Source organism: Clostridium sp. AF20-7 (assembly GCF_003479275.1).
Lineage (GTDB): Bacteria > Bacillota > Clostridia > Lachnospirales > Lachnospiraceae > Otoolea > Otoolea fessa.
On the sequence record NZ_QUGF01000009.1, the window covers coordinates 1 to 11,412 of the forward strand.

General features: G+C 39.2%; 10 protein-coding genes, 3 pseudogenes and 1 riboswitch. Of the genes and pseudogenes, 9 read left to right on the forward strand and 4 right to left on the reverse strand.

Annotated features, from left to right (window positions below):
- The first annotated feature begins 268 nt into the window (after positions 1-268).
- The 6 genes from DWX68_RS10460 to DWX68_RS10485 all read left to right on the forward strand — a co-directional run bounded on the left by DWX68_RS10460 (position 269) and on the right by DWX68_RS10485 (position 6,334).
- Positions 269-2,392: a penicillin-binding transpeptidase domain-containing protein gene (locus DWX68_RS10460; protein ID WP_118629381.1), complete on the forward strand. Its 2,124-nt coding sequence runs from the start codon at positions 269-271 to the stop codon at positions 2,390-2,392.
- Positions 2,393-2,528: 136 nt separating this feature from the next.
- A complete protein-coding gene (locus DWX68_RS14925; RefSeq protein ID WP_233430257.1) occupies positions 2,529-2,828 on the forward strand; it encodes a DUF6070 family protein in 300 nt (99 codons plus the stop codon).
- A 4-nt stretch (positions 2,829-2,832) separates the two neighbouring features.
- The gene (locus DWX68_RS10470) at positions 2,833-4,098 is read left to right on the forward strand and encodes a DUF6070 family protein (RefSeq protein WP_118629517.1); all 1,266 of its coding nucleotides are present in this window, start codon (positions 2,833-2,835) and stop codon (positions 4,096-4,098) included.
- Between the two features lie 59 nt (positions 4,099-4,157).
- Positions 4,158-4,598: a hypothetical protein gene (locus DWX68_RS10475; protein WP_117921350.1), complete on the forward strand. Its 441-nt coding sequence runs from the start codon at positions 4,158-4,160 to the stop codon at positions 4,596-4,598.
- 16 nt (positions 4,599-4,614) lie between these two features.
- The gene (locus DWX68_RS10480; protein ID WP_118629383.1) at positions 4,615-5,841 is read left to right on the forward strand and encodes a hypothetical protein; all 1,227 of its coding nucleotides are present in this window, start codon (positions 4,615-4,617) and stop codon (positions 5,839-5,841) included.
- Between the two features lie 52 nt (positions 5,842-5,893).
- The gene (locus tag DWX68_RS10485; protein WP_118629385.1) at positions 5,894-6,334 is read left to right on the forward strand and encodes a hypothetical protein; all 441 of its coding nucleotides are present in this window, start codon (positions 5,894-5,896) and stop codon (positions 6,332-6,334) included.
- Between the two features lie 96 nt (positions 6,335-6,430).
- Here the strand turns inward: DWX68_RS10485 and DWX68_RS10490 are convergent, their stop codons facing one another.
- The 3 genes and pseudogenes from DWX68_RS10490 to DWX68_RS10500 all read right to left on the reverse strand — a co-directional run bounded on the left by DWX68_RS10490 (position 6,431) and on the right by DWX68_RS10500 (position 9,067).
- A complete protein-coding gene (locus DWX68_RS10490) occupies positions 6,431-8,227 on the reverse strand; it encodes a BlaR1 family beta-lactam sensor/signal transducer (protein ID WP_118629387.1) in 1,797 nt (598 codons plus the stop codon).
- Position 8,228: 1 nt separating this feature from the next.
- A pseudogene (locus DWX68_RS10495) lies at positions 8,229-8,615 on the reverse strand (BlaI/MecI/CopY family transcriptional regulator).
- A 191-nt stretch (positions 8,616-8,806) separates the two neighbouring features.
- A complete protein-coding gene (locus tag DWX68_RS10500; protein ID WP_118629389.1) occupies positions 8,807-9,067 on the reverse strand; it encodes a helix-turn-helix transcriptional regulator in 261 nt (86 codons plus the stop codon).
- A gap of 28 nt (positions 9,068-9,095) precedes the next feature.
- Between DWX68_RS10500 and DWX68_RS10505 the strand changes: the two are divergent.
- Positions 9,096-9,329, forward strand: a pseudogene (locus DWX68_RS10505) (terminase TerL endonuclease subunit); the annotation flags it as partial.
- Here the strand turns inward: DWX68_RS10505 and DWX68_RS10510 are convergent.
- Complete coding sequence (locus tag DWX68_RS10510) at positions 9,267-9,827, reverse strand: type III toxin-antitoxin system ToxN/AbiQ family toxin (RefSeq protein WP_118629391.1); 561 nt, start codon at positions 9,825-9,827, stop codon at positions 9,267-9,269. The pseudogene DWX68_RS10505 and the gene DWX68_RS10510 overlap by 63 nt on opposite strands.
- A gap of 382 nt (positions 9,828-10,209) precedes the next feature.
- On the opposite strand from DWX68_RS10510, the pseudogene DWX68_RS15045 reads away from it, so the two are divergent.
- Together DWX68_RS15045 and DWX68_RS10520 are read left to right on the forward strand one after the other, a co-directional pair.
- Positions 10,210-10,578 (forward strand): annotated as a pseudogene (locus DWX68_RS15045) (PcfB family protein); the annotation flags it as partial.
- A 135-nt stretch (positions 10,579-10,713) separates the two neighbouring features.
- Positions 10,714-10,908 (forward strand): hypothetical protein, encoded by a 195-nt coding sequence (locus DWX68_RS10520; protein ID WP_182432172.1) that lies wholly within the window; start codon positions 10,714-10,716, stop codon positions 10,906-10,908.
- 286 nt (positions 10,909-11,194) lie between these two features.
- Positions 11,195-11,285: riboswitch (cyclic di-GMP riboswitch) on the forward strand.
- Positions 11,286-11,412: the final 127 nt, after the last annotated feature.

The following is an 11,412-nucleotide window of genomic DNA, read 5'->3' on the forward strand; positions in this document are numbered from 1 at the left end:
GAACGTTTGTTGAATGGGATTAACCCATCAACACGTTTTGTCCTATAACCCAATATTTACACAAGTGCAGCAGGATTGCGGACGAAATTTTTTTGTTGCGAAATCTTACGCATGTAATAAAAAGAGAGGAGGAATGCATAGTACGATATACCCAGCAAAGAGAAATTTTTTTATTTTAAAATCTTACGAATGTAATATTTTGAAGATATAACGTACATTGAAAATAGAATATGACCATATCAGCAAAGCAAAATGAATGGAGGTCAATATGAAGAAAGGAAAAAGCAGAAACAAGCGAAAGAAAACAAGAAGCAGGCTTCTATGGATTGCGATTGCTGTTATAGGAATAGCTGCGGTAATTTCTGCAGTATGCGTGGCAGGAATGTTGGCAACAAAGGAAAATGCCTGGAGGACACCGGAAGAACTTCTGGTGGAGTACATGGATCATATTCCAAAACAGGAGTATGAAGAAATGTATGCGATGCTACATATTGAGGCATCGGGGAATGTCAGTCAGGAGGATTTTGTAACTCGAAATTCAGCTATTTATGAAGGTATAGAAGTCCAGAATATGGCTGTTCAGATTATTGCATATGATGAGGAGCAAATGGCGGTAACCTACCAGACTTCTTTTGATACAGTTGCAGGAACTATCAGCTTTGAGAATGAAGCACTCTTCCTAAAGGGCGAAGATGGATATAAGTTGGTTTGGGATGATTCCATGATTTTTCCGAATCTGACTTCTACAGATAAAGTAAGAGTTTCCACTACACAGGCAGTAAGAGGAGAAATTCTGGATAGGAACGGACGTGTCCTTGCAGGAAAAGGTATAGCTTCTTCGGTTGGAATCGTTCCGGGCAAGGTGGAAAACAGAGAGGAAGCAATTGCACAGATTGCAGAACTGTTGGAAACAACTCCGGAAGCGATAGAAAAGATGCTGTCGGCACAGTGGGTAAAGGATGACTCCTTTGTGCCGATAAAAACCATTCCGAGGGTTGAAGAAATCGAGTTGATGAAGATTGAACCGGACGAAGAGGTGCTGAAAGAAAAGGAAAGACATGAAAAGCTACTGGAAATTCCCGGAGTGATGATATCTGATGTTGAAGTGCGTGAATACCCATTAGGAGAAGCGGCTGCACATTTGGTCGGGTATGTTCAAAGCGTTACTGCGGAAGATTTAGAGGAACATGCAGGAGAAGGCTATACAGCCAATAGTGTAATCGGCAGAAGCGGAATGGAGGGCTTGTTTGAGAGTGAACTGAAAGGCCAGAACGGTTGCAGGATTTACATTGTAAATTCGGAAGGCAAAGAGAAGGAGGAACTGGCTTGTATTCTGGTACAGCATGGGCAGGATATTCAGCTTACGATAGATGCCAATTTGCAGGTTTCCTTGTACGAACAGTTTAAGGAAGATAAAAGCTGCTCAGTGGCCATGAATCCTTATACCGGAGAGGTATTGGCCTTGGTCAGCACACCGTCCTATGACAATAACGATTTTATTATGGGATTGTCCAGTGAACAGTGGACTGCGCTTAATGAGGATGAGAATAAGCCAATGTATAATCGGTTCCGGCAAGTGTGGTGTCCGGGGTCTACATTCAAGCCAATTACCGCTGCAGTCGGCTTGGAATCAGGAGCAATCGATCCGATGGAAGATTACGGGAACGTAGGCTTAAGCTGGCAAAAGGATGCATCGTGGGGTTCTTATCATGTAACAACACTCCATGCATATGAACCAGTCATTTTAGAGAATGCCTTGATTTATTCCGATAATATTTATTTCGCAAAGGCAGCATTAAAGATTGGCTCAGAAGAGATGGAGAGTTCTTTGACCGGACTTGGTTTTAATGAGGAACTGCCATTTGAGATTAAGATGGCAGAGTCGCAGTATTCCAATACAGAGGGAATTGAAACTGAAATACAGTTAGCTGACAGCGGTTACGGACAAGGACAGGTTTTAGTGAATCCGTTACATATGGCTTGTATCTATTCTGCTTTCTGTAATGAGGGAAATGTCATAAAACCGTATTTGGTATATCAGAAAGACGCAGTAGCTGAGTATTGGATTCCAGGAGCCTTTTCTAATGAGACAGCAAGTCGTGTATTGGAAGGAACAAAGAAGGTTGTGAATGATTCTAATGGAACTGGATATGCAGCCCATCGGGATGACATTCTTTTAGCAGGAAAAACAGGTACGGCAGAAATCAAGGCATCGAAGGATGATACTTCGGGTACGGAATTAGGATGGTTTGCAATTTTTACAGCAGAAGATACGGTAGAACGTCCTATATTGATTATCAGCATGGTAGAAGATGTAAAAGGAAGAGGAGGAAGTGGATATGTTGTTAAGAAAGACCGCCTGGTTCTGGAAGAGTGGTTTAGTAGTAATTAGTTTTTTACTGATGCATAGTGTTTCGGGGTGCAGCGATGCACCCCCGGAAGAAGATACAGTTTCGGAAACAGTAATTGATATTTAGGCTATTCCAGAAGAACCTCAGGAGAATGCAGAAGAAATTATAAACATCTGTATAGATCTTTATAAGAAGGCAGCAGAAGAAAACAAGATAGCTGATTTGGAAACGATTCGCAGTATTGTAAATTGCCTTGGAGAAAATGGATATCCGGCTGTTGACAGCAGAAATCAAGTTAACATGACTGAGGCAGAGCAGGTACTGGAATTTTGCGAAAAGGTGGATGCACAGGAAGAAGCAGAAATAACGATCCTTGAAGTCAGTTATTTTGGCGGATTTGTAAAATACGATTTGCATTCAAAAGACGGAAGTGTGGATGTGGTCAGAAGCTATTACAAGTATGAAAAGAAAGGATGATATTATGGCATTAAAAAGAAAAAGCATTCTACTGATCATAGTATTTCTGATTGGGTGTTTCGTGTGTGCCTGTGGAAAAGAAGATAGCGTTGTGGGTGAATCTCTTGTGGAAGATACGGAAGAAGTATCTTCCACGGAGGAAACAAAAAGTGCCGAGGAAGAGGCTGCAGAACAATGGGAAAAGGGCTACGACCTTCCAGTAGATGAACAGGAAAGGGAAGAAGCTGAGACTGACTGTAAAAAGCTGATGGAACGTTATCTTGATATTTATGAAACTGCAGATAAAGGGATAGCATCCAATGTTGTTTTGGATGATCAAACGGTTCTTGAAATGCAGAAGAAGGTAAAGGACACAGGATATCCAATTGCTACGATGGTAACGTATTCTAACATGGGGAATTATGAAAGTGTCGATAGTTTTCTTAAAGAATGTATGGAAGGGCAAAGCGGTTCTGTAGTAATTTATGAAATCCACAACGATGGTGGACTGGGCAGAATGAAATTCATTTTTGATGGAACGGATATGTATGTTGTAAGTACAAGAGGAATCTGGAATGCTGACAACGAGCCGGGAATTTCGTACATTTCATATACGAGACTCAAGGAATGGAAATACACGGAAAAAGGATGGTTCTGCTATGAGTTGTGTGTGCCGGAGCCACCGGAAGTCAGTGAAATTGTGGATGGAAGCTGCCTGATTAGAATAAAACCTATGACAGAGGAACAGCGTGAAATGTCTGAACGTTGTGTTCGAGGTCTTGGATATCAGGGAAATAACCTTTTGTGTTCAAACTGGAATATAGAAAATCTGAATGAGTTGGATTATAACGGGATGTTTGAATATCTGTATGGAATGAAATATGGAGAAAAATTTAATTCCGAAGATTATCCAAATGGTATCCCAAAAGAAAAATTTGAAAGTCTGATTATGGAATATCTTCCGATAACAGCAGAGCAGATACGGGATTACGCAGTATTTGATGAGGAAAACCAGACGTATTATTGGGTGCGACTTGGATGCTTTAATTATGCGCCTACCTTCTTTGGGACATCTCTGCCGGAGGTTGTCGACATCAAAGAAAATGAGGATGGGACGGTTACGTTAACGGTGGAGGCAGTTTGCGACATGGTCATTTGCGATGATGCAGTCATTACCCATGAACTTACGGTAAGATTTGCAGAGGATGGCAGTTTTCAGTATTTGGGGAACGAAATCCTAAATGACGGAATTATGCAGATACCCGATTACCAATACCGGATTAAAGAATGATTTGATGATAATGGTGTTCTATGATAATCTTACATGTGTAAGAAAAGAAAGGAGGACACATGAAAAAATTAAAATTAGTTGGAATATTGGTAGCAGTTGTATTGATAGGCGGAGTAATATCCATTTCATTCATAAATAATAACATTGCCTATAAAGTGGAAAAGGAATTATGTGAAACACCACTGCCAGAGAAAACGGAACTGATAGAGTCAATATCACGGGCAGGGAAGCTGACAGGTAACGGAAACGGGATGCAATATTTTGGTGCGATTCTAATTCAGAGCGAGTTGTCCTTGAAAGAACTGGATGATTACTATTCGGATCACAGAAGCAATGAATGGGAGTATCTTGTGGAAATTCAGGAAGGACAGTCTATTGATGTGATTGACCACGAAACTCTGAATTTTGGGAAAGAAATAAATGACGCCGGATATTACATTGTATATTCATGGGAAAGCGAAAATTCTCTATTGAAAGAACTGGATATACGAGGACATTAAAAAGGGGGCTATATCAATGAAAAAATTTATGCTATGTATTATGGGCTCGCTCATTGCACTGTTTGTAGTATTTTGGTGTTGCATTTCGTATACGGTAAATTACAAGAAGATAACTTGCGATACATCCGTTTCACCAGATAAAAAATATGAAGTGATACTTCAAGCTGTTGGAGAACCGGAATGGCCTTTTGGTTCAGCAAGTGGACGGTTAGTCCTTAAAGAAGGCGAAGATAAGATATCGCAAACAGATTTTGAATTGCACAATGACGGTGCAAGCATCAGTAGCAGCTGTTGGAAGGTTACCTGGCATGAGGATTATGTAGAAATAATTCTATCAGGTGAAGAACAATTTGATGAACAAGTCATTTTATATTTCGATGGTACGAAAGAAATACAGCAATTGACAGATGTAGCAGATATTGAAGTAGAATATCCACCAGGAGAGAGATTAGATGAAAGCCGGGTTATAACTGAACAATCCTTTGATGTAGAATTGAATGATTGGGGTGAAGTACAGTTTGTATCTTATCTGCCGACTTATGAAACGCTCTGGGAAGATGTTTCATTTGTGCTGGCAAAAGACAATCAAATTATATATTATTTTCCGGAGTGTTATGAAAATAATAGTACAGAGAATGATAGTGTAGGAATGTTTGATAGTGTTGAAGCGGTTGGATTTCAGGATATAGATGGAGATGGTGCAAAGGATGTGATTGTCATCATAAACTATGTTACAGGAGCAGGACCGCAGGGAATGATGCCACGAAAGACCATTAGAATATTCAGTTCACAGGATAATGGTTTTGTCATTCAACACGATTTAATGGATGAATTAATGGAAAATATGAAAGAGGATGATATTTCTATTCCTGCGATCTGTGATTATGTGACATTAATGGAAACAAATGAAATATATGATGGATATCGTACTATATATCAACAATACTTCGCAGACGAAGGATGTGATTTTATGATATCATACGGTGCGAATGGAAATTCTAGAGTTATCTTAAATGAGAATGAGGAAATAATAGAATATCTTGTATATGACAGACTTTCGGAGAATGAAAAATGCGAATTATATGTTTTATACAGAAGTAAGAAAAACACAGATGGTTCATGGTATATCTCAGAGGCGGAGATCCTTGATATATTTGCATATAGTATGTCTACAAAAGATGTGGTCAGTAGTGGTAAAACATCATGGTCAGCGACTGGAAGTGAAGAGCATGAAATAAATTAAGATAAGCTTTTGATTTTAATTCGATTATCTACATGTGGAGTGAGGTGTTTTTATGAGAAAGTTTGTTAGAACGTATTCTCCATTTTTAGTATATTTTGTATGTGTGGCTTTGGCTTATTTTCTTTGTTTTTATTTATTTCCCAAATATAATGCGGCCTTAGCCTATTTGGGTTTTTTAATTATATATACATATATTAATATTGGGGTTTTTATTTTAGGTTTTTTTATGGGAAAAATCATTGTCAAACGTAGCATTGACATTAGCTTTTTGCTGTGCCTAATATATGCATTAATTTCTTTCGGGTTGATGCTCTTGATAGGTTCTCTGAAATACGTTTTTTATGATTATATATATAGTAACTTTACGTTTACATTTTCAATCTTCATTGAATCATTAGGTGATAGAGATAGTTTGTTTGTTTCAATTGGGACATTTATATCTTTTTTTATTGGAGAAATTATAGAATACATCAATGATAAATCTAATTCTTGACGTATAGAACTGGATAATTGAAACGCTTTTATGCATAAAGTGAAAATAAAAAAATCGGGCAAAGGATTATACGACTATGACCTTTACCCGATTTCTTTATTTCCAGATATTCATGTCGGACAAGATAGACATGGTTATTTCAGTTGCGTTGCCTCCAGTAGCATCGCTGTCTGCACCAATGTTGGTAGCAAAAAAGTATGTATTATCTACAGTTTCAATATAGCCGATAAACCATCCGTTCACATCCTGTCCATCCACACGGCCGGTTCCGGTCTTTCCGTAGAATGTTCCGGCATCGGAAGAGGAAAGGCAGATGGCATCTTTTACTGCATTGATATTTTCAGGGGCGAAGCCGAAGCTGTTATTTTGTAGCTTGGTTAGAAGTTCGACCTGCTCTATTGGGGAAATCTTCAAGGAAGATTCCATCCAATAAGTGGAGAGATCACCACTTATATTTTCGTTTCCATATCCAATTTCCTGAATATAGTTGGAAATGTCAGCGGCTCCAAGCTGTTCGTCCACAGATTCAAAATACCAATTCACAGAGGAATTCATTGCAGACTGTAAGGTCTGATCCGCATTCCATGCTTCAAATGGATAAGTTTCGCCATTCCATGCAATGAACGAATTTTCCGGTGTAATGATATCTTCTTCCAATCCGAACAGGGCATCATATATCTTGTAGGTGGAGTTTGGAGCAACTCGTAAGGTGGAATGCTCCATGTCGTGTATGCTCCATGCATCATTTTCTAAATCGTACAAAACAAAGCTGCCTTCGTATTCTCCAAAGTAGGAAGAAAAGTCAACATAGGAAATATTCTCAGAAGAAGTTCTCCATTGATAATGGCTGACCTCTGCTGCGTATGTAGATAAAATCGGAGCGAGACCAAGAAGCAGGACAGCGGTCAGCATGAATGCAGTCATGCCCTTTAGCCTTTTCATAAATGTCGGCTTCTCATATGAGGCAATATTGATGATTCTTCGTTTCATCTGTTTCATGTTTCCACCAAGGCCGGCAGCAAACGGAAAAGGAGTAAGTGAAACCTTCTCTGCAAAGTTAATTAGTGTATTGCCATAATCTTCGTAAGCATCCTCTTCAAGCATTTTCAAAACGGAAGTGTCACAGGCAACCTCTCTGTCATTACGCATTTCTTTCAATGCATACCAGACAAGAGGATTGAACCAATATACCACTCCGGCAAGGTTCATCAGATAACTGGCAATAGCATCTTTGTGCTTATAGTGCTGCAGTTCGTGTAACAGCATGTACCGCATATCGGATTCGTTGTAATCAGAGATCAGATGAATCGGCAGATAAATACACGGTTTCAAAAGTCCCACAATAATCGGGGATTTCAAAAATGCGGTGCTGTAAACAGGTATATTTCTGTGAATTCCCATTTCCTCTAAACATTGATGATATAGTCTGCGTACTTCCGGGTTCTGGAGGGGAAGTGCAGATTTCTCCAAAGTGCGTAGGCGGAGCGAGGATTTGATTACCAATATAATCATTGCAAAAATGCCTACAATCCATATCCCTAACAATATGTATCCGGAAATGGATGGTGTCTCGCTATTTACAGAAAGTGCGAAGTCATTCATCCAGTCTGTATTTCCTGCTGGATTAATTCCCACAGCTTCTCCTATAGCGGTTGCGGTACCAGAAGCAGGAGAGCTTCTTAAGTTACCAAGCCACGAGAAGATTTGTGGAAATCCGATGAGACGGAACGGTATAAAGGGAAATGTCAGCAACCCAAGAAGCAGGAACCACAGATTATACTGCATACGGCTGGAAAGGTTGTCTTTGAATATCCGCTTGGCTATCAAAAGAATTCCGATGATACCGCTGATAAATACATTGCATATTAAAAAGCGTATCATAAAATCAGCCACGTTAATTGCCTCCTTTTTTTGACCTCTTGGAAAGAAGGGAGCGGAGGGTATCTATTTCTGTTTCAGACAGTCTGTCATTTTCTATATAGGCAGACAGCATGGCAGTGATATCCCCGTCATAGTATCGTTCCAGAAAAGAGTTGCTTTCCTGGCCGATGTATTCGCTTTCTTTCACGACTGGGGTATAAACAAACACTCGGCTCTGTTTTTCATAAGTCAGAACGCCTTTTGTTACGAGACGTTTGATTAAAGTCTGTATCGTCTTAGGACTCCAGCTTGTGGTCTGTAATAATTTATCTGTTATTTCATTTGTACTGATCGGCGCATGTTTCTATACGATTTTCATAACTTCAAATTCAGCTTCAGAAATCTGTGGTAAATCGCTCATTTCAAATCCCTCCTTAAATCTTACGGTTGTAATAAAAATATTATAGACGCTATTTATGTGGTTGTCAATTTTAGAAAAAACAGATTGACTTGAAATCTTACTCGTGTAATAATTGAAATATTACAAGAGTAAGATTTGGAGATGGCAACAAAAAGAAAAGAACCAGAATCACAACGGATTAGCTGGTTCCTTTACTCGTTTGAATTACCTCTTTTATGTATAAGTGCTAAGAGGTATTCAATTGCTGGAAGAATCTCGGCTGCCTCTTGCTCATCACATTCCTGTAGCATCAATAACAGTTTTTGTTTTTTCAACCCGTCCGTAGTAGTGTCAGGGTGAAAAATACGGTCTGCAGGAATGTGTAAATAAGCGATGATCTGGCACAATACTTCGAACTTGGGATTACCACGGTCGTTTTCAATATTTAGTATTGTACGCTCATCACAACCTATTTGTTCAGCTAATGCTGCTTGAGATAGATTCTATCCCGTGATTTATGGTGCATCCGATGAGGATGATTGGACGAGCGAAGCTACATGGTATAAAGCCAATCCTTTCCTTGGAGAAACTATCGATATTGAAAAGGTTCGAAATGCCTATATCAGTGCAAGGGAAAATGTTGCAGAAGAGAATATCTTCCGGCAGCTTCGATTAAACCAATGGGTAAAACAGTCCACACGTTGGATACAGATGGATAAATGGGATGCATGTGCATTTTTCTTCCAACATTTTGAAGTCACAGCATCTTGCAGCAAGGGAAGAATCGGGCTTGGCAATGCATTTCTGATATAATTTCATGGCTTTATTTTGCAGAGTGTCCTGAACATTGTCGATTAAAGCTTTTTCTTTCTGGAGAAGGTAGACATAGTCTGTTTTTTCTTTTTCGTTACTGAAAGAACGGAAGCTTTCTACCTGATTATATTTTAACTGTGTAAGACAGTTATCAGGAATCGGAATCATATTATTGATATTTAATACCGCATAAAGATATCCGGTGGATTCATCCTGGAGTTTATGGAAATCCAGACTGTTGGACATCTTCTGATGTTTTGGTTTTGCAGAGGAAATAGGGACATAGTAGTGGAAATCTCCGATAGTAAGAAGAATTCCCACATGGAGTTTCAAACGTTCCCCATATTCCACATATCCGACACGGGAATCAAACTGTGTCAGGTAATTGATGTATTTTTTATCGACAACGTACCAATCCATAAAGCCTCCTGAAAAGTAAAAAAGTGGGTGGATTACTCCACCCACTGCTGTTAACCGATTGTTTTAATTGGACAATCTAACCGCTTTTAAACGAGCATTTTAACTGGACGCTCTAACCGCTACACAGATATTTCTATCTGTGTTTTTATTATATGCAATTTACAGCAAAAAATCAATGCCTGTAATTGCTAAATTTTTATGACCTTTTTTCGATTTCTACAGGATTGATTTTATCACAGACAGGTACAAAAAGAAAGAGAGGGATCACTGATAAATCCACAGAAGTTCAGAATTTGAACTTCAAGAAGTCTAAGAATTTGATTAATTTCTGTTTGTAAATTTGAAATAGAACATAGACATAACAGCGTAAGGGCAGTTATAGACCGCAAGTGTTTTACAGAAAGCAATGAAGATGTATCTGGAGCATCAGAAGCATAAGGAGCCTTCCCATGGGAAAATCCCGGTAAAGAAGCTGGTCGGTCAGGGAGAGGGTGCAAAGTCCATTGAGGTTACGGATAGCAATATAAAATCCTTTGAGCGTGTCGCAAGGAAATACAATGTCGATTTCGCAGTAAAGAGGGATAAGACCACGAAACAACCCAAGTATCTTGTATTTTTCAAGGGCAGGGATGCCGATGTGATTGCACAGGCGTTCAAGGAATTTGTAAAAGTTAATGAGAAAAAGCAACAGCGTCCGTCATTACGGCAGAAACTGAAAGGACTTCAGAAGATGATCGCACAGAACAAGAACAGTCTTTGGAACTGTATATGCAGTGCAATGCCAGACTGTGGAGACAGGGACAGAGGGAAACAGTAATGATTTATCATATCATCAACAAAGGAACATAAGAAGCCGGAAGAGGTGTTTCGTCCGTATCTGGTTTGTGTGGAGATTCCGGATCTGAATAGCCGGAAGAAGCTGGGAACGGATCAGGAGAAGACTGGAAAATATACGGGTGCTGGCTGTTTTACTATTGTTGCTGAGGCTGATGGTGTTGGAGCATCAAAGAGGGGGCTGCTGAAAGCATATGAGAAAGAGCGGAATGGGTGGAGCTCGCTGGATTTTGTGACAAGAATATAATGGGTGAGTGATGAGGCTTTGCATTGCGAGTTGGTTCGTGGTGTGAAGCCTCTTTTTGGATCTAAAATTTATTATCGAACAATAGGTTATGTTTAGTTAATGGAGAGAATAGCACTATAAATGATGAATGAGTTTCATATGAAAAAAATGTTAGGTTTTTAGGATTCATCGATTTAGATTTTTTATAAATAGAAGTTCAAAAACAGAAGTAAAATATGTGTAGATTTTTCAAAAAAAATGATTGACGTGCGGAAAACCGCGTGGTATGGTTTTTTGAAGAAAGAGATTATTTTAAAGGCAAACCTATTGAAAGGCAGGATCGCAAAGCCAGAAGGGACTAAAGTCAGAAAGCTTGACCATGTCAGCCGGTTGTCGCTGTTTCCATATCATCATAATATATGGAAAAGATGTTTGAACAGAAGAGATTCCGATACCTTTTATACCATATAGATGTGTGATTTTAAAAAAATATAATAGGGACACTAGCAGATTTTGGCAAGTGTC